This is a genomic window from Streptococcus sp. Marseille-Q5986 (genome assembly GCF_946902915.1).
Classification (GTDB): Bacteria; Bacillota; Bacilli; order Lactobacillales; family Streptococcaceae; genus Streptococcus.
Map to the genome: position 1 here is coordinate 253,537 of NZ_CAMPPY010000002.1, position 17,849 is coordinate 271,385.

At 38.5% G+C, this 17,849-nt stretch carries 16 protein-coding genes and 3 pseudogenes; 3 read left to right on the forward strand and 16 right to left on the reverse strand.

Annotated elements, in window-relative coordinates; all coding sequences use genetic code 11:
- Window positions 1-5 precede the first annotated feature (5 nt).
- The 4 genes from OVN21_RS04715 to OVN21_RS04725 form a co-directional block, all read right to left on the reverse strand.
- Complete coding sequence (locus OVN21_RS04715) at window positions 6-1,097, reverse strand: MFS transporter (RefSeq protein ID WP_267247492.1); 1,092 nt, start codon at window positions 1,095-1,097, stop codon at window positions 6-8.
- Window positions 1,094-2,413 carry a KxxxW cyclic peptide radical SAM maturase gene (kwcM, locus tag OVN21_RS04720; RefSeq protein ID WP_267247493.1) on the reverse strand — a complete coding sequence of 440 codons (1,320 nt, stop codon included), beginning with the start codon at window positions 2,411-2,413 and terminating at the stop codon, window positions 1,094-1,096. Before kwcM ends, OVN21_RS04715 begins: the two co-directional genes overlap by 4 nt.
- Window positions 2,414-2,482: 69 nt before the next feature.
- The gene (locus tag OVN21_RS11145) at window positions 2,483-2,596 is read right to left on the reverse strand and encodes a KxxxW-cyclized peptide pheromone (protein WP_194252049.1); all 114 of its coding nucleotides are present in this window, start codon (window positions 2,594-2,596) and stop codon (window positions 2,483-2,485) included.
- A 32-nt stretch (window positions 2,597-2,628) separates the two neighbouring features.
- Window positions 2,629-3,492, reverse strand: coding sequence for a helix-turn-helix domain-containing protein (locus tag OVN21_RS04725; protein WP_267247494.1), 864 nt, complete (start codon window positions 3,490-3,492; stop codon window positions 2,629-2,631).
- A gap of 780 nt (window positions 3,493-4,272) precedes the next feature.
- Here OVN21_RS04725 and OVN21_RS04730 point away from each other — a divergent pair.
- On the forward strand, window positions 4,273-4,881 hold the full coding sequence (locus OVN21_RS04730) for a hypothetical protein (protein ID WP_267247563.1): 609 nt from the start codon (window positions 4,273-4,275) through the stop codon (window positions 4,879-4,881).
- 86 nt (window positions 4,882-4,967) lie between these two features.
- Here OVN21_RS04730 and OVN21_RS04735 read toward each other — a convergent pair whose 3' ends face one another.
- The 6 genes from OVN21_RS04735 to OVN21_RS04760 all read right to left on the reverse strand — a co-directional run bounded on the left by OVN21_RS04735 (window position 4,968) and on the right by OVN21_RS04760 (window position 11,343).
- Window positions 4,968-5,171: a hypothetical protein gene (locus OVN21_RS04735; protein WP_033684522.1), complete on the reverse strand. Its 204-nt coding sequence runs from the start codon at window positions 5,169-5,171 to the stop codon at window positions 4,968-4,970.
- Between the two features lie 190 nt (window positions 5,172-5,361).
- The gene (locus OVN21_RS04740; RefSeq protein ID WP_267247495.1) at window positions 5,362-6,066 is read right to left on the reverse strand and encodes an MIP/aquaporin family protein; all 705 of its coding nucleotides are present in this window, start codon (window positions 6,064-6,066) and stop codon (window positions 5,362-5,364) included.
- Between the two features lie 69 nt (window positions 6,067-6,135).
- Window positions 6,136-7,962, reverse strand: coding sequence for a type 1 glycerol-3-phosphate oxidase (glpO, locus tag OVN21_RS04745; RefSeq protein WP_267247496.1), 1,827 nt, complete (start codon window positions 7,960-7,962; stop codon window positions 6,136-6,138).
- Window positions 7,963-8,003: 41 nt separating this feature from the next.
- On the reverse strand, window positions 8,004-8,240 hold the full coding sequence (locus OVN21_RS04750; protein WP_267247497.1) for a hypothetical protein: 237 nt from the start codon (window positions 8,238-8,240) through the stop codon (window positions 8,004-8,006).
- A gap of 6 nt (window positions 8,241-8,246) precedes the next feature.
- The gene (gene glpK, locus OVN21_RS04755; RefSeq protein WP_049511829.1) at window positions 8,247-9,755 is read right to left on the reverse strand and encodes a glycerol kinase GlpK; all 1,509 of its coding nucleotides are present in this window, start codon (window positions 9,753-9,755) and stop codon (window positions 8,247-8,249) included.
- Window positions 9,756-9,915: 160 nt separating this feature from the next.
- A complete protein-coding gene (locus OVN21_RS04760) occupies window positions 9,916-11,343 on the reverse strand; it encodes a helix-turn-helix domain-containing protein (protein ID WP_267247499.1) in 1,428 nt (475 codons plus the stop codon).
- Window positions 11,344-11,507: 164 nt separating this feature from the next.
- Between OVN21_RS04760 and hslO the strand changes: the two genes are divergently transcribed.
- Together hslO and dusB are read left to right on the forward strand one after the other, a co-directional pair.
- Window positions 11,508-12,380, forward strand: a complete 873-nt coding sequence (gene hslO / locus OVN21_RS04765; RefSeq protein ID WP_267247500.1) for an Hsp33 family molecular chaperone HslO — start codon at window positions 11,508-11,510, stop codon at window positions 12,378-12,380.
- Window positions 12,367-13,347 carry a tRNA dihydrouridine synthase DusB gene (gene dusB, locus OVN21_RS04770; protein ID WP_267247501.1) on the forward strand — a complete coding sequence of 327 codons (981 nt, stop codon included), beginning with the start codon at window positions 12,367-12,369 and terminating at the stop codon, window positions 13,345-13,347. The genes hslO and dusB overlap by 14 nt, the downstream gene beginning before the upstream one ends.
- 68 nt (window positions 13,348-13,415) lie before the next feature.
- Here the strand turns inward: dusB and OVN21_RS04775 are convergent, their stop codons facing one another.
- The 6 genes and pseudogenes from OVN21_RS04775 to OVN21_RS04795 all read right to left on the reverse strand — a co-directional run bounded on the left by OVN21_RS04775 (window position 13,416) and on the right by OVN21_RS04795 (window position 17,822).
- Complete coding sequence (locus OVN21_RS04775) at window positions 13,416-14,084, reverse strand: hypothetical protein (RefSeq protein ID WP_267247502.1); 669 nt, start codon at window positions 14,082-14,084, stop codon at window positions 13,416-13,418.
- 233 nt (window positions 14,085-14,317) lie between these two features.
- Complete coding sequence (locus OVN21_RS04780; RefSeq protein ID WP_267247503.1) at window positions 14,318-14,713, reverse strand: hypothetical protein; 396 nt, start codon at window positions 14,711-14,713, stop codon at window positions 14,318-14,320.
- Between the two features lie 134 nt (window positions 14,714-14,847).
- Window positions 14,848-15,705: pseudogene (locus tag OVN21_RS11150) on the reverse strand (LPXTG cell wall anchor domain-containing protein); the annotation flags it as partial.
- Between the two features lie 450 nt (window positions 15,706-16,155).
- A pseudogene (locus OVN21_RS11155) lies at window positions 16,156-16,767 on the reverse strand (GAG-binding domain-containing protein); the annotation flags it as partial.
- Window positions 16,768-17,088: 321 nt separating this feature from the next.
- A pseudogene (locus OVN21_RS04790) lies at window positions 17,089-17,212 on the reverse strand (YSIRK-type signal peptide-containing protein); the annotation flags it as partial.
- 82 nt (window positions 17,213-17,294) lie between these two features.
- A complete protein-coding gene (locus OVN21_RS04795; RefSeq protein WP_267247505.1) occupies window positions 17,295-17,822 on the reverse strand; it encodes an isoprenylcysteine carboxyl methyltransferase family protein in 528 nt (175 codons plus the stop codon).
- Between the last annotated feature and the right edge of the window lie 27 nt (window positions 17,823-17,849).

Genomic DNA, 17,849 nt, shown 5'->3' on the forward strand with positions numbered 1-17,849 from the left:
ACTTTTTAAAATCTTTCCCCTCTGTTTGAAAATAAATAAAATCCTAAGCAAAGAAGAGTCTGAATTCCAAATATTAAATAATTACTTTTTATACTAAAGTTATCTGCAAAAACACCGGCTAGAAAATCTGCTACCATAAAACTTATTGAAATAAATAAATTATATACCGACCACGATACTGCTCTATTTTTCTCTATCGACATATTAAATTTAGAATAAAAATGGTTATTATAACTGGAATTGAGAATACGCATTAATAGAAAAGTTATAATTTGGATGAATAAATTGGTTTGAAAAAACATAAAAATAGCTAGTATTGGTATCATTAAACTTATTTCAAACTTAATTTTTAGATAACTCCCCAAAGCCATAGATATATTAAACATAAATAGTACGATACCCAACATATCTAATGAGAGTCCCTGTTCATCTAAAAATATACCTGCATAAGAGTTGCTAATCATAATTAGAGTTGAGAATGCTACTCCTAACAATATTAAGTTCCACGGAATATCTTTAACATTATCGATGCTGAATATTTTTTGATTATTATTCAGTGTATTTCTGATTTCAGGTAATCCTATTAAATTTAATTGACTTAAAACCACAAATACAATGGAAATAATAATCGGATAACTATAATTCCTATTCAATAAATATGGAGATATAATTGTAATAATAGCAATAAAAACATATTTTACTGTATTGAGATATTTCAAAAATGATTTATATACTACCTCGTCATCAATTATTTCAAAATTATAAGCATTAAGAACGCCTGAAGATAATGATTCCGACAATCCAAAAGATATTGTTGAAATATATATTATATTTGATTTTCCAAACAGTAAACAAGATAGCGCTAAAATTAATAGGAAATTTGATATAACCAAAATTTTCTTGTAACCAAACTTACTTGAAATAACGCTTAATGGAATATCAAAAACTGCGCCACATAACTCGGTAATAACTGATAAACTAGCTATTTCTGTGAAAGAGAAACCTAGATACTTTAAAAGTAACATTGTTACAAAGTAATACGGTAATCCAGACAGAAATATATTCATCACATATAAATTAAAAATCCGTTTACTCATAATTTGCAAACTGAGTCTCTAAAATATTCTAGACTCTTCTCCTTAATCAAGTTAACATAACAGCCGCCTTCGCAAATTTTTACTAAGCCACAAGATAAACATTTAGAATTCTTCGTTCTAAAAGAACGAATTTCTCCATACAACAAGTCATCATACCAAATATCTAACAAATTTTTTTCAAAAGCATTTTGCTTGGTCCGATTAATTCCTAAAAAGGCAATACAAGGTATGATATCTCCATTAGACATTATTTCCATTTTAGTATACTTCGCACGACATCCATAATACATTTCATCAAACTCTGAAAATTCAATCGAATTATTTATTAATTCTGGATAGGCGGTGTAAAGATGACACCCCTCAGTAGCAAAATTTAACTTAGTTTCTCGTTGAGTTATATAATCTGTAACATACTTATTCAGTCTTCTCAAATCAGCTAAATCGTATTTTTTCTTTATTTTAGTATATCCTGTTACCTCAGAATAATTAGCTATTGAAAACCTATCTATTTTATTCTCTATACAAAAATCAACTAATTCTATAATTTGTTCATAGCTTTGCTTTGTATACACTGCATTAATTCTACATTTTTTCCCAACAGCTTTAAAATATTTTGCTAATTTTATCTGTCTATCAGGTCTTACCCCCATCAATTCAAAATTTAATTCAGGATTTAAAGTCTGCAAAGATAAGACTGGTGTAATATAGTTAGAATTAGTCAGAATATCTACTGTGCTTTTCTTTATTAACTGGGCATTGGTCGTTATAGTAGTCTTCAACTTTAGTTTTTCACAAGCTATCAATAAATTATCAATATCAAAATATCTAGTCGGCTCTCCACCTAAAATTGAGATACTAAGCACTCCATTATCTTTTGCCTGACGCAAAATTCGCTCCCAATCTTTAGCAGGTTTGGAATTTCTATCTTCTCGATTTGCTAAAAAACAAAAACCACATTTTAAATCACAGTACATGCTAGGGTATATTACTAATTCGAGTGGAAAACTCAGTATATTATGCTTTTCTAATTTTGCTACATGCTTCCTCGCATTTTTTAAAGTTTCGGCAGGATCTTTCAATGATCCCTCAATATTTTTATCAGAATAGATATCTAATGATAATGCTCGCTTTAATTTTCCTGCTTCTATATCTTTCTTAAAAAAAGAAACAGCAATTTCGAAACCATGGGTTTGAACTAGATATAGAAAAAAAGCCTCAGTCTCATCTAATTCAACTCGATCAAAATTTGTTTTATTTATTAAAATTCCACCAAACTTCTCTAGTCTAAATAAAATATCTTCTGAAATTCTTCTCATCTTGAATACCTTTCTAAAAAAGCAGAGGGAAAAGTAACCTCTGCTTATCCTATGAGATAAATTACTTTATCACTTCCAACCGTCGCCTTTTGCCATAGAACTAGACTCAAGGACTTTTTCAAGTTCTTTAGACATAATTGTAACTCCTTTCAAATAGGATACTGTAATTATATTCTTTTTCATCACTTACAATAAAACATTCCCATATCTGCGTATTACTTTTTACTTGCTAAAATTTTTTCTAAATGTCCTTCATAAGTCTTTGCTAAGTGGTTACTTCCCGCTAATTTCATTGCTCCAATACACTTCCTCATTTCAATAATTGCTTTACAATCCATCTCTTTTTTGTAGCGATACAGATGTTGTGCATACTGAAACACCAACCGTTCATAAATTTCTATCTCGGTGAAAAAGCATTGATTCAGTTGCTTTTCAAAATATAAAGCATCAAGAAGTTTTCCTCTTTCAATACATGTGATATATCCGTTTAATAGCATAGATGAAATCAATCGTCTATTATTAGGAATTTCTTTATAAAAATCAGAACGTCTAGACATCTCTCTAGCCAAAACCATGAAGACATCGTGTTTTAGGACATCTAACGTATTTGAAAAAACCAATAATTCATAGTATCCCCAATATTCAACACTAAAGAGATAGTCAGTTAGATAAGATAAATCATCACCAGAATAATAAGCTTCTCCAGATAAATCTTGTAAACGAATTTTTAATAAAATAATGTTAAGCTTATGAAATTTCTCTTGTTTAGAATCTGACTCCATCTGAGAATAAAGTAGTTTTTTCAACCCATCAACATCATGATTTGATACAAAATGCCTAACCTTTGATAAGAGTTCGTTCAGTTCATCACGATGAAAATCATGAACAGCATACATAAATTCATCAATAGGCATGTTAATTTCATCCAAAATAGCCATAAATTTTGAAATGGTTAAATCAGTCTCTCCCTTTTCAAAACGTGAAAGCTGTGATGTTGATATACCAGCTTTTTCGACATCTCTCAAGCGAAAACCTCTAGATTCTCGAAACTTTTTAAAAATTTCTCCAAATTTTTTCATAGTATCTCTCCAATAAGCATATATGGGAACAGTTTTTGATTTTTAATATTTTAGCATAAAATAGAAGAAAATAAAAGTGAGGTATTTCACATGAAAAAACAAAAACTATTGCCTTTATTATTCCTAATTTTTGGAGGAATTATGATTATCGTTGTTAGCTAGTACTAAGAAGTTAGTTACTAGAATACTTATATCTTCAATCGAAAAAGAGACTGGGAAAAAGTCTTAAAAATCAGAAAAACGCTCAAATCCTTTGGCGCTCTAAGCTTTTCTAATGATAGATAGGTCAAAAAATTATCTGAAAAGTTCCCAGGATCGTCGTCTCAGCATCAAAAATACGTGAAATTTGCATAATTAAAATAAATTTCAGGGGGAGTTATACAAAAAACGACGATTTAAATCGTCGTTTTACTTATATAAATATGTAATCTTTTTTTGAAAATACGTCTATTTATTTTTTATTGTTTTTTATTGTAAAGTAGACCGAACCGAATGAACATAGGTTGTAGAAAGCAAATGAAAAAACTACAAGGATGATAGCTCCTGTGTCTAAATAGCCCATTTCGAGACCTCTTTTCAAAAACAACAAGCCTATAGTTTCGACAACGATCAAAAATAAAAATATATAAAAAATTTTCACATTAAGCATATTGTTACCGCTTTCTTTTTATTTGGTTTTATTGTATAATAAAAGTTGAAAAAAATCAAAAATAAAAAGGAGTTTCCGTTATGTCTAAGATGTTTAAATTCATGTGTTTGCTAGTTATGTCTGTTTTCTGTATGTCTAGCATTTCCCCATCGCTTGTTGTTTTTGCTGATGATAGCTTATCGGCAAACTCTAAAGTTGTATCTGGTGAGACTCAGTTTAAGAATGGCTCATCAGTGCGGTTCGGAGATACGCAAGTAAATATTTTAAGTGATGAAGTTCTTGAGGTGGTCAATCCAGATGGAAGTGTAGACACTATTGAACAACGTGCTGATGGTGTCTATATCAATGGGGCATTTTATATGGCTTATCAAAAGAATGAAATCGACCTAAATATATCTTTTAGATCATACGATCCTAATGTTTGGAATTACGTCAACACAATACATGGGAATAAATTAGCCAACACATTCGCTAACTTCATGATTGGTTCTGGAATATCCGCGTTCTTTGGTCTTATAGGTTCTATGGTGGGTGGCCCATGGGGTGGCATAATTGGTGGAGCATATTTTGGTATACAAGCTTATGAGAGTTACTTGGAGTCACAAAGCCCGTATCCATACTACATAACAAGTACTTATATCCATGTTGCTCAAAGAAAATGGAAGTTTATCACTGAATACTATAGAAACTCAGACTATACTGGGTATGTAAAAACCGTAACAAGCTACGTGAATTTCTAAAATATAAACCCTGCCTAGATATAAAGGCAGGGTTTATATTTTAGTTAATTGCTCAAGTAATTTGTAAGCATAATACTTGCGAAACTCTATTTGTTCAAGCGGTTCAAAAGCTCTTGTTTTTTATCCTCAAGCTCAGCTCTCCTTTGCTCGATTTCTGCACGTCTTTGGGCAATTTCTGCTTGTGCTTCAGGGGTCTCAAGCGTACCTTGTGACCTATGAAATTCTATTAGCATATCAATGATTTTTGGGTCTAATTCGTTGATATAATCAGGATTTGACCATTTCGGCACGTTGCTTGCAGGTGCTTGCTTTTTGCCGCCTTTTTTGGGCGTTTTAGCTTGTTGTTCAGCTTTCTGACTGTAGTTGACCTCGTGGAATTTTCGTGCTTGATATGATGCGTTTTATTATGAGAAGATTTACTTCATTTTTTGCTGAAATTGGGCTCTTGCCCAAGCTCTATCAACATAGTTGTTTTCCAAATTAGAAAAGTGAGAATACAAGCACGGCCAAGGCTGCACCAATAACAGGTCCCACAACAGGAATCCAAGCATAAGACCAGTCTCCGTCTCCCTTGTTTGAAATTGGAAGGATACTGTGCATGATACGAGGTCCAAGGTCACGCGCAGGGTTCAAGGCATAGCCTGTTGTCCCACCAAGTGACAGACCGATACCGACAATCAAAGTCCCCACCGCAAAGGTTCCGATACCTGCCTGAAAATCGTAAAGACCCAAAGCAAAAATTGTCAACACCAAAACAAAGGTTCCAAGGATTTCACTAATCAAGTTTGATACAGTATCTTTGATGGCTGGACCAGTACTGAAGGTTGCCAAGATATTTCCTGCATTTTCTTCTGCCTCATAATGCGGTTTGAATTGCAACCAAACCAAAATCTGACCCAGCATAGCCCCTGCGAACTGGGCTAAGATATAAGGCAAAACGGAAGCCCAAGACAAGTCACCTTTTAAGGCCACACCGATGGTCACAGCTGGGTTTAAATGAGCTGGACTGAGCTTGCCAGATACAAATACTGCAACCGCAACTGCAATCCCCCAACCCATAGTAATCACAATCCAACCTGAACTGTTACTCTTGGTTTTAGGAAGAACCACACCTGCAACAACACCATTTCCTAGAAGAATCAGGATTAAAGTCCCCAAAAATTCTCCAAATAATTCATTCATCATCTTTCTATCTCCATTAAAAAGAAGGAGCGGGCGACAAGGATTGCTACCCTCCACCTCTTTTATTTTTTCTTAATTTTTTAATTCTGCTAAGTCGTTTTGAGCAAGAGCTGCTTTTACATCAGCACGGTAAGCGGCTTTTTCATCTTCTGACCAGTCATAGAAGCGTCCCATTTCATTCAAAACTGGCTCAACGATGCTATCCAAACTATCACGCATAAAGAGCATGTGGTTGGTACGACGAAGGAGGAAGTCAACTGGGCTAAGAGCCAACTCATTGCGCATTGCATAGTGAAGGGACAAAGTGTCTGCCAAGCTGAGTCCTGGCGCTTGTTCCAAGCTGTGAGCAAGGGCAAAGACTTTCGGTGCATTTGAACCGTAAAGATTTGCTAGGTAATGAGCTTCCTTGCTATCCAAACCACGTGACACTCCAAGTTGCGCAAAGGCTTCGATTTCTGAGTCTACATTTGCTGGGTTCAATTCTCCACCTGAAACAGGGTAAGTCTTAGAGTTGATGAGTTTGAAGCTACGGTCAAATTCTGCTTTGAGGATGTCAACCACGCGCTCCATAGCCCCTTCAGCCATCTTACGGTAGTCTGTGATTTTACCACCAGCAAGAGTCAACAGGCCATTGTCATCACGATCCAAGCTCGAACCACGAGAAACTGCAGATGGGTCCAAATGTTTCTCAGATGTGCTGCTTTCAAGCTTGCTGACAGCAGACTCAACATCTTCACGCGTTTTTTCCTTAGAGAGATAAGATTCGACAGTCGCAATCAAGTTGTTAAAGCTTTCGTCGCTAATGGTTCCATTATTTCCTCCATTGTAGTCCGAAGCACTATTGCCTACAATCAATGGACGAAGACCTGCCCAGCTGCTTTCGATATCATCAATGGTGATGTTAGCTTCTGGGAAGCGGTTGTTGACAATACCAAGTAGATAATCTACATCTTCCTGAGTCACTTTTGGATGTTCCAAATCACCTGTGTAGTCTGTATCAGTTGTACCGAAGTAGGTTTTGTTTTCACGTGGGAGAACAAAGACCATACGACCGTCACCCAAACCTGTGTCGAAGTAAACTGGCTGTGAAACCTTGATTTTGCTTGAATCCACTACCAAGTGAACTCCCTTAGTTGGGCGCATTTGTGAGAATTGCGTTCCCTTATTAGACAAATTACGTACTTTATCACTCCAAGGACCTGTTGTATTAATCACCAGACGAGCCTTGATTTCAAAGACTTGGTCTGTCAAGAGATCACGAGCTACAACACCTGTAATCTTGCCGTTTTCGTCAAAGAGGAAGCCTTCTGCCTTCACGTGGTTGGCAATGAGGGCACCGTCTTGGTTGGCACGTTTGATGTTTTCAATCACGAGACGCGCATCGTTGTTACGGAAGTCAAGGTAAATCCCACCTCCTACCAAACCTTCTTTCTTCAAGTTTGGCTGGCGTTCCAAGACTTGATCCTTGCTCAAAACCTTGTTAGCAGCTGGTGTGTTGCTAACACCTGCCAAAAGGTCGTACAAGTCCATGGCTACTTTGAGACGGAAGAGACTAAAGGTCGCTCCATCCTCATCGTAAACTGGCAAGAGCATTGGATCTGGTTTTGGAATGTGTGGAGCGATTTGTTGAACCACTGCACGTTCAGAAACCGTATCTGAGACCACTTCTACGTCAAATTGTTTGAGGTAACGAAGTCCTCCGTGAACCAATTTTGTTGAACGGCTGGATGTTCCTTCTGCGAAGTCCTGCATTTCAATCAAACCGGTCTCAAGACCGCTAGCTGCCGCCTGCAAGGCTACACCAGCCCCTGTGATTCCTCCACCGATAATCAAGAGATCCAGGGTGCGTTCCTGCATTTTTTTAATTGACAATTCACGTGTTTTCTTTGAAAATTCCATATTTACACACTTTCTAACTGAGTCGCTTTATTCTTCCAGTATTATACTCTTCGAAAATCAAAGTCAAACCACGTCAGCGTCGCCTTACCGTAGGTATGGTTACTGACTTCGTCAGTTCTATCCACAACCTCAAAACAGTGTTTTGAGCTGACTTCGTCAGTTCTATCCACAACCTCAAAACAGTGTTTTGAGCTGACTTCGTCAGTTCTATCTGCAACCTCAAAGCAGTGCTTTGGGCAATCTGCGGCTAGCTTTCTAGTTTGCTCTTTGATTTTCATTGAGTATTAGTCGTCTACTTCCGCAAAGACTTGGGTTGCTTTCACAGCCTTCTTCCAGCCCTTGTAGAGTTGTTCCTTGCGAGATTCGTTCATAGATGGCTCAAAGAGTTCTCCTGTCTCGTTCAAGAGTTTCAACTCATCCAAATCCTTCCAGTAGCCTACTGACAAACCAGCTAGAAAGGCTGCTCCTAGGGCAGTTGTTTCCAAGTTTTTAGCGCGTGCGATATCAATTCCCAAGATGTCAGCTTGGAACTGCATGAGGAAGTTGTTCATAGCTGCACCACCGTCTACTTTCAAGACTTGAATAGCTGTCTGCGCATCCACTTGCATGGTGTCGATGATGTCACGCACTTGATAAGCGATAGATTGCAAAGTCGCCTTGATAAAGTCTTCTTTACTTGTTCCACGAGTCAAGCCAAAGACAGAACCGCGAGCGTTTTGGTTCCAGTATGGAGCTCCTAGTCCTGTAAAGGCTGGAACGACATAAACTTCATCATCATTGTGAGAATCACGAGCGTATTTTTCAGATTCTGGTGAATTTTCGACCATGCGAAGACCATCACGAAGCCATTGAATGGCACTTCCTGCGATGAAGATAGAACCTTCCAAGGCATAGTAAACCTTGCCATTGATTCCGTAACCAATCGTTGTCAAGAGGTTATTTTCAGACAACTGCATCTCTTCACCAGTATTCATGATGATGAAAGAACCTGTTCCATAAGTATTTTTAACCATACCAGGTTCAAAGGCCAACTGTCCAAAGAGGGCTGCTTGTTGGTCCCCAGCCATACCTGAGATTGGCACCTCTCCACCGTAGAAATGGAATGGCGCTGTCTTACCGTAAATTTCAGAGTTAGAACGAACTTCTGGCAACATAGCCTTAGGAATGTTGAGGATTTCCAAAATCTCATCATCCCATTTGAGTTCTTTTATGTTATAAAGCATGGTACGAGCTGCATTTGAGTAGTCCGTCACGTGAGCCGCACCGTCAGTCAATTTCCAAACCAGCCAAGTATCAATGGTACCAAAGAGTAATTCCCCTTTTTCTGCTCGCTCTTGAGCACCTTCTACATGGTCCAAAATCCAACGAACCTTGGTAGCAGAGAAATAAGCATCGATGATTAAACCAGTCTTTTCATGGAATTTTTCCACATAACCTTGGCTTTTTAGTTGTTCAGCCAAAGGTGCTGTCTGGCGAGACTGCCAAACGATAGCATTGTAGATAGGAAGCCCTGTTTTCTTATCCCAGACAACCGTTGTTTCACGCTGGTTGGTAATCCCGATGGCTTCGATTTGGTTTGGCTTGACACCACTTTCGATGAAAGCACCTGCAATAACTGACTGAACAGAGTTCCAAATTTCATTGGCATTGTGCTCTACCCAACCTGCCTGAGGGAAAATCTGAGTAAACTCTTTTTGACTCGAGCTAACCTTTTCTCCTTTTTTGTTGAAAATAATGGCACGAGAACTGGTAGTTCCCTGGTCAATGGCCATGATATATTTTTCTTGTGACATGTGCTGTCCTCCTGATAAAGATCTTGAGGATGTTTCCTCTTTACACTTACTAGTATACAAAATAAAGCGCTTTCTTGTTTATCAACTTTTTTTAATTTTTAAAAAAATGTGAGGAGATTGTGTGAATTTCACAAAAAAAGACCTGGAAGCACCAAGCCTTTTAGGTGAATAATAACTGACGAATCCCTGCCAAATCTTCCATATCCAAGTCGTTTTTTAAATAATAGACTGGTGTCTGTTCCTTCTTATGAATAGGGTTATTGGTAACCAGCAAATCATAATGCTGACTAGGATCATAGGCTTCAATAGTAATGAAACGATTGTATTCCAAATACCGTTTCAAAATGGCTACCATCCTTGAAAAGACAAGAAAACCAGATGTCAAATCCAGACCAATCCGCATATGCTGACCACCATTTTCAGCCATATACTCTATCAACTGGAGCCATTCCCAGAGAATTTTCTTATCCAAATCCGTCCCCTGCTGAAAGGCTGGCAAGGCATGAAAAATCTCTTCTGCTGTCTCTTTAAAATCATGTTCCATCAGCAAATAGGGATGACGATTCTCCAACTGGTACTTGTAGCGATCCTGTAAAATATAGCCCTTATAGAGATAGACTTGAGCACAAAGCTGACTGAGTTCATAGGTAACGTGATCCTCTGTATAATCCCCCAGTAACTCCTCTTTCTTCATTTCTTGAATCAATTGCGTCAGCAAATCTGCCAACTGCCCTCCAAAACCAAGAATATACTCCATAGTATGAAGGGGAAGAATACGATGAGATAGGAGAAAAGAGAAGAATATCATCATCTCACCATCCTCAGCTCCTAGTGGAATATGTTGCCCAGAAAAAAAAGACGAGGTCTTTCGAAGCAAACGAAGGTAGAAAATATTATCAAAATACCCTCGCATTTTCTCTTCTATGACTTGAAACTGACAAGCATTGACCCGAAGACGTTGTTGACTGATGTGAGCCCAGAGAACCAAGTCCAATTTCTGCCCCGCAGACAAACTTGCACCGCAGATTTCCTCTAAATTGGCAATCTCCTGTTTTCTCTCTGGTTTCTGCATGTGTCCTTCCCACTCCTGACTCGACCAAACCTTGCGGAAAAGACAGAAATAGAAGTAACGAATCTGATGTTCTGGACCTCGCCAACGTCCATTTTGGATAGATAAATCAAATTCTGACAAAATCTGATTTAAACTAGCCAAATGGCGACCAAGCGTGGCCTCACTAATCATCAATTCTTGAGCCAGCTGATGGGCTAAAAACTGTTGGTGGTAAAGAAGATAAACAAGAATCTGATATTTAACAGCATTCTCTAAAAACAAGCTCCGAATATCTCTCCCCTTGGTAGTTGCACCGATCGATAGACGCAGATTTTCATCTTCCAAGTGGATGGTCAGCTCTAGTCCTCTTTCCAAGGCATTTTCGTTAATCAGAGAGATATACTTGGTTAAGGTCGCCTTTGAAAATCCTGTTTCTTCCATTACAGCCTTGACGGTCGTCTGAGACTCTTGTAATAGAAAGGAAAGGATTGAAAATTGACCAGATTCTGCTTTTTCCATCAAATCGCCTAAATACATTTGTTACCCCTTTCATTTTCTCCTACAAGTATAGCATAAATCTTTCAAATGCTGAAATAATCTGTTTCTCATTTTATTTTAAGGCTGATTTCCTCGTCATTATTCCAGAGAAACAGCAAACACACGGCTCCCCCTTTGAGCATTTTTATGCTAAAATAGTAGCTATGGATAAAATTATTAAAACAATATCAGAAAGCGGAGCCTTTCGTGCTTTTGTCCTTGATAGTACAGAAACCGTCCGCACCGCTCAGGAAAAACATCAAACTCAAGCCAGTTCAACTGTTGCACTTGGCCGTACCCTTATCGCTAGCCAAATTCTCGCAGCCAATGAAAAAGGAAATACCAAGCTAACAGTTAAAGTTCTTGGAACGAGCTCTCTTGGGACCATCATCACGGTCGCTGATACCAAGGGGAACGTCAAAGGCTATGTTCAAAATCCTGGTGTTGACATCAAAAAGACTGCAACGGGTGAAGTCCTAGTCGGACCTTTTGTTGGAAATGGTCAATTCCTCGTTATCACAGACTATGGTACTGGAAATCCTTACAACTCTATGACTCCCCTCATCTCTGGAGAAATTGGTGAAGACCTGGCCTTTTACCTGACTGAAAGCCAACAAACCCCTTCTGCAGTCGGCCTCAATGTCCTTTTAGACAAGGAAGACAAGGTCAAGGTTGCAGGTGGTTTCCTAGTTCAAGTCTTGCCAGGAGCCAAGGAAGAAGAGATTGCCCGCTTTGAAAAACGCATCCAAGAAATGCCAGCTATCGCAACCCTTCTGGAAAGCGACGACCATATTGAAGCCCTCCTCAAGGCTATCTACGGTGACGAGACCTACAAGCGTCTTTCTGAAGAAGAAATCCGTTTCCAATGTGACTGTAGCCATGAGCGCTTTATGAAGGCTCTTGCTAGCCTTCCAAGCTCAGACTTAGAGGAAATGAAAGAGGAAGACCACGGGGCAGAAATCACTTGTCAATTCTGCCAAACTACTTACAACTTTGATGAAAAGGACCTGGAGGAGCTCATTCGTGACAAATCTTAATACGCCTTTTATGATTGGCAATGTTGAGATTCCCAATCGTACTGTTTTAGCGCCCATGGCTGGCGTGACAAATTCAGCCTTTCGTACCATCGCAAAGGAGCTCGGAGCTGGACTCGTTGTCATGGAAATGGTCTCTGACAAGGGAATCCAATACAACAACGAAAAAACCCTGCACATGCTTCATATCGATGAAGGCGAAAACCCTGTTTCTATCCAACTTTTTGGTAGTGATGAAGACAGCCTAGCACGCGCAGCAGAATTCATCCAAGAAAACACCAAAACCGATATCGTCGATATCAACATGGGCTGTCCTGTTAACAAAATCGTGAAGAACGAAGCTGGTGCTATGTGGCTCAAGAACCCAGACAAGATCTACTCTATTATCAACAAGGTCCAATCTGTCCTTGATATCCCCCTCACTGTCAAAATGCGTACCGGCTGGGCTGACCCATCTCTGGCAGTAGAAAATGCTCTCGCCGCTGAGGCTGCTGGTGTCTCTGCCCTTGCTATGCACGGTCGTACCCGTGAGCAAATGTATACTGGTCACGCTGACCTCGAGACCCTTCACAAGGTCGCTCAAGCTTTGACCAAAATTCCATTTATCGCCAACGGTGACATTCGTACGGTTCAAGACGCTAAACAGCGTATCGAAGAAGTTGGTGCTGACGCAGTTATGATTGGCAGAGCTGCCATGGGAAATCCTTACCTCTTCAACCAAATCAACCACTACTTTGAAACAGGAGAAATTCTCCCTGATTTGACTTTTGAAGACAAGATGAAAATCGCTTACGAACACTTAAAACGCTTGATTAACCTCAAGGGGGAAATCGTCGCAGTTCGTGAATTCCGTGGCCTCGCTCCTCACTACCTTCGTGGTACATCTGGTGCAGCCAAGCTTCGTGGAGCCATTTCACAAGCTAGCACCCTAGCAGAGATTGAAGGCCTCCTGCAATTAGATAAAACTTAAATACGACAATAAAAACCCGTAACTCATGAAGTTTACGGGTTTTCTTGATTGTTGACACTAGAAGCCTATTATTGAATCAAGGCAACGCTTGAAACTTTACCATCTGCACCTGTTGTAATCTGAATCACTTTCCCATCACCTACTTTGGCATTATACTTGCCGTCATCAAGAGTGTAAGAGTAGCCTCTGATAGAATAGTTTTCTTTCTTTCCATCTGCAGTTTCTACTGTGAATTGCCCCCCTGATGAAACCGTAATAGTTTCGCCATTTGCTCCCTTCCAGTCGCCCGCTGCAGCTGAGAAGTCACCATCCACCATGGTTAAAACTCCCTTGTAGCGTTTGTTGTGTTCTGCTTGCTTTTCCTGAAGCTTGCGATCAGTTGTTGAATCATAGCCTGACTGGTTAGACTGGACTTGAGAGCCTTGCTGATTAGGGGCTTGCTGATTAGGGGCTGCTTGTTCCTGTCTTGATTCAAGCGCTGGTTTCGCTTGTGACTGATCTGCCGTTGTAGAAGACTGACCAGAAGATGCCTGAGCCTTTTCAGATGAAACTGAGCTTGAAGACTTCTGAATTTTATTTTCCTTGCTCGAAGAAGCTGCTTTAGAACTTGATGATTGACTTGTCTTTGCAGAGCTGCTGGTTTTAGTAGCTTCTTTTTTATTTCCACAAGCTCCTAGTAGCAAGGTAGAAACCAATACAGTCGCTGCCATTAATTTGATATAGGTTTTCTTTTTCATTTTTCTACTCCTTTGTAATGTTTTAGAAATGTTAGGTAATTTTTTGTAATATTATTGTAACATTTCGCGCAAAAAGTGTCAATTATTTTCTAAATTCGTTTAAAATTTTTATTTTTTCCCACATTTAGTCCTCCCACTATTCTATTCGTAATAGAAAATAAAAAAACAGGATAATTCCTGTTTTTTTATTTTAATTTTGTCATCTGTAACTACATATAGGGTCTTTGTGAAGGTTATTTAGTTGACTGGTATTCACTAAAGTCTTTCTTTACACGATTAACAAAATCATCTACAGTAAAAATTTTTGAATCTAATTTTTTAGCAAAGAAGATCGTGCTACTTGCTACTTCAATCAGTGTACGCGAGCCAGTAGTCAATTCCTCTTGAGCCTTACGAATTTCTTCATCTAGTTGTGCATAGGAATCATAGTTATTTTTAGCCATTTCAGCCGCAGCTTGATAAGCCTCTAAAACAACTTTTTCAAAATGCAAACGGAATGGATTCTTACGCATCGTTTGATGAGTAGATACACGAGCATTGGTTTCGTCTGCTTGGACAGTATTTGCCATTCCTACAAGTACCAACGTTGATACAGCTAATGTTAATGTTAATTTGATTGTACGTTTCATATCAAAACTCCTATCTTATAAAAATTGGGTTAAAACGGATAGATACCATGTATAATAGATATCCTTACTAGATTGGGGTTCTACCCAATCTAGCATCAAACATCTAATACAAATTCCTTTGAAAAATCTAGTCATTATTTTCTTCTTTTCATCGTGATTAATGAAGTTCCAGCCAAACCAAGGAGACCAATGATTTCAAGAACTAAATTAGTTGCTGCCCCTGTGGATGGCAATTTCTTCTCAGTTGCTGATGTAGGATTTCCTTTTGCCATTGTTTCATTTCCAGTAGCCAGTGGTTTAGGATTAACTTCTTTATTCTGGAGTTTTCCAGTTTGACTTTCTCCCATCTGTGTTTGACTATCTTGGATAGACGGTTTAGTCTGCTTAGGTGTAGTGTCATTTTGATTCTTAGAAAGTGTCTTGATAGCAAACAAACTGAAGTGGCTCGTTTTAAAGACAACTTGCCCATTTTCAACTTTAGAAGGAATACGCTCAAGGTCGCCATTTTCCTTTACGTGATAGACGTGAACATCTGAGCCAGTCTGCCCAAGTGCGAGCCGAACAGTTCGTTCTCCATTGACATGAGTTTCCTTGCCTCCTTTAGAAAGAGATAAGTCAAACACACGAACTGTTCCTCCTCCTGTTTTACGAGCAATTTTATCAGCCAACTCTTTCGTCGTTACTTCCTTTATGTTTACCTTGTCAGCATCAACAGCCTGATCAAATACAACCGTAACCTTAGTCTTTCCGTCAGAAGCTGTAAAGATTTTTGAAGTTTTTGGAGGTGCTGGTTGCGGAACTGGTTTCACTTCTGGAGTTTCCGGTGTTGGTTTAACCTCTGGTTTTGGAGTTTCTGGTTGTGGAATCGGCTTTTCTGGTGTTGGAACAGACGGTTTTTTGTTCTCCGGTTCTTTCGGTGTACTTGGTTGCTTACCTTCTGGCTGAGATTGATGATTTGGTTTGGTATCTGGAGCTGGAGTTGTTGGTTTTTGAGCACCTGCCTGCGGTCGTCCATGGCCTGATTTAATTTTTTCTAGATTTTCTACCTTACTCTTAGCTGTTTCTACCTTGGCTTTAGCAGTATTAACTCTGTCAGTATCTTGAGGTGTTTGGGATTCAGCCTCTGCAAGCTCAAGCTCTGCCTTGGCAACCCCTACTTGTGCTTCCGCAATTTCCAGTTCGATTGTTTTTCTAGTATTGGTTGGGTAGTTACGGTGATCTTTTTCTTCTTGAATTTTGGCTTTTTTCTCAGCTTCTTCAACCTTCTTCTGAGCTTCTGCTACCTTGTCCTGTTTCTGAGGCACTTCCTGTGCCTTTTTTCCTGGACTTGGGGAACCTGAAGAGTTCATATCCTTTTCTGTTGGTTTGCTTGGTTTCGGTTGCTCTGATTTTTGTGGTTTTTCTGGAGTTTTTGGAGCTGGTGCTTTCTTCTCCAATTTTCTTACAGTCTCTTGGATTTTCTCAAAAGCTGAGCGGAAATTCTTTTCAAAATATCCTTTTAAACTATCACCAGATAAATTGCTATAATTATCCAACGCAGTCTGCTTCATACCAGATTCAAATTCTTTTATGATATCTCCATCTTTAGGGTATCTTAGCAAGTAGTCTCTTACCTGCCTAGTCATTATCTCCATTTGAACATAGAGCTGATAATCTTTAAAGTCCGAGGTATATTTTTTGAAATAATTTTCCTTATGATATCTAGAAGCTCTATCTTTCACAATATCCTTAAAATCTTTTATAGATTGTCGTATCGTATTTTTTGAATCATCCCAAATGGTCTTTTGTTTTCCATAAAATTCTTCATCTGGCAGCTCTGCTTTCTCGTTCAACTCTTGTAAAGATTTTTCTAATTTTTCTAGTTCTTGAAATCCCTTTTTGATTAAATCTTGAACTTCTTTTGTATCCGAAAGAGAAGGTGCAGGTTTGTCACTCTGATTCCCTGCCACTGGAGTTTTCGGTTTACTAGAATCAAGTGGAAGGACTGGTTTAGATGGCTGTTCTCCTTGTTGTCCTACTGAAGGGGCATCCCCCCCCCCCCCGTAAACCATCATTTAGAGAGGGCTCTTTAGGAGTACTTTTACTACCTGAATGATTTTGAAATAACTTTATTTCTTCATCTATTTTTTTCTCAACTTCCCTTCCCAGCTCCTCTACCATGCTTTTAGTAGTAACTCTATCAATCTTATCTCTGTATTTATCTACAACCACCTGAACCTTTGTGACAATTTCTGAAAATCCAGAAACAGATCGATCCAGTGAGTCTAAACGACTAGTCACATAGTCCGAAATCTCTTTGTTAACTCTTTGTACAGCATCCTCATATTCTTTTTTATCACTTGGAGATACTATTTGTGGAATAGGGGGATTAGCAGAAACTTTCTCTGTCGCATGAACCACACTTCCCATAAAAAGACTGGCAACCACTACACTAGCTACTCCTATACTAAATTTGCGAATAGAGTAGCGCATTTTTCTTTCATAATTTGATTTAAACATGTCTATATCCTCCATGATTTTAATTAACTACAGTATACTCTACTAATATGAATTGTATATGAAATTTGCTGCATTATTTTCACTATCCTTTAATTTTTCCATTTGGAATAATCACTTCCTGCAGTAATTTCTCTTCCTCTGCTATTCTACGGTATAAAATAGCAGCATACACAGGAAAAATAAAGATGAATGTTACATAAGCATGACTCACCAGGGCTAAACCAACTAGTTCTGGTACTATATTTAAAAAGTAATTAGGATGCTTTACAGTTCTAAAAAGGAAGTGATCTACAAATTTGTGATTATTGACAAGCATAAGCTTCACTGTCCAAATATCTCCCAACAAGTGAATCACCAACATCAACATCAGCATAGAAAAAATAAGCAAAACTACACCAACCATGCCCATGCCATCAAACATTGTCTTGTGCACCATGGCCTCAACAAAGCAAGAGAGATAGAAAATAATATGCGCAAGCGTCAATCGTTTTGTATTTTCAACCCCAAATTCTTGCCCCCCCTTGCTAAGGATTCGTTTCTCATTCTCTATCGAACGCTTTAAAAAAATCAATCGAATAAGGAATGTTACTAAAATAATTGCTAATACCATATTAGTATCCTTTCTTTTGTCTATTAC

What these genes read in the sequence shown, in the direction of transcription:
- OVN21_RS04715 (WP_267247492.1), bottom strand. Translation starts at nt 1,097, where the DNA reads ATGAGTAAACGGATTTTTAATTTATATGTGATGAATATATTTCTGTCT.
- kwcM (WP_267247493.1), bottom strand. Translation starts at nt 2,413, where the DNA reads ATGAGAAGAATTTCAGAAGATATTTTATTTAGACTAGAGAAGTTTGGT.
- OVN21_RS11145 (WP_194252049.1), bottom strand. Translation starts at nt 2,596, where the DNA reads ATGAAAAAGAATATAATTACAGTATCCTATTTGAAAGGAGTTACAATT.
- OVN21_RS04725 (WP_267247494.1), bottom strand. Translation starts at nt 3,492, where the DNA reads ATGAAAAAATTTGGAGAAATTTTTAAAAAGTTTCGAGAATCTAGAGGT.
- OVN21_RS04730 (WP_267247563.1), top strand. Translation starts at nt 4,273, where the DNA reads ATGTCTAGCATTTCCCCATCGCTTGTTGTTTTTGCTGATGATAGCTTA.
- OVN21_RS04740 (WP_267247495.1), bottom strand. Translation starts at nt 6,066, where the DNA reads ATGATGAATGAATTATTTGGAGAATTTTTGGGGACTTTAATCCTGATT.
- glpO (WP_267247496.1), bottom strand. Translation starts at nt 7,962, where the DNA reads ATGGAATTTTCAAAGAAAACACGTGAATTGTCAATTAAAAAAATGCAG.
- OVN21_RS04750 (WP_267247497.1), bottom strand. Translation starts at nt 8,240, where the DNA reads ATGAAAATCAAAGAGCAAACTAGAAAGCTAGCCGCAGATTGCCCAAAG.
- glpK (WP_049511829.1), bottom strand. Translation starts at nt 9,755, where the DNA reads ATGTCACAAGAAAAATATATCATGGCCATTGACCAGGGAACTACCAGT.
- OVN21_RS04760 (WP_267247499.1), bottom strand. Translation starts at nt 11,343, where the DNA reads ATGTATTTAGGCGATTTGATGGAAAAAGCAGAATCTGGTCAATTTTCA.
- hslO (WP_267247500.1), top strand. Translation starts at nt 11,508, where the DNA reads ATGGATAAAATTATTAAAACAATATCAGAAAGCGGAGCCTTTCGTGCT.
- OVN21_RS04775 (WP_267247502.1), bottom strand. Translation starts at nt 14,084, where the DNA reads ATGAAAAAGAAAACCTATATCAAATTAATGGCAGCGACTGTATTGGTT.
- OVN21_RS04780 (WP_267247503.1), bottom strand. Translation starts at nt 14,713, where the DNA reads ATGAAACGTACAATCAAATTAACATTAACATTAGCTGTATCAACGTTG.
- OVN21_RS04795 (WP_267247505.1), bottom strand. Translation starts at nt 17,822, where the DNA reads ATGGTATTAGCAATTATTTTAGTAACATTCCTTATTCGATTGATTTTT.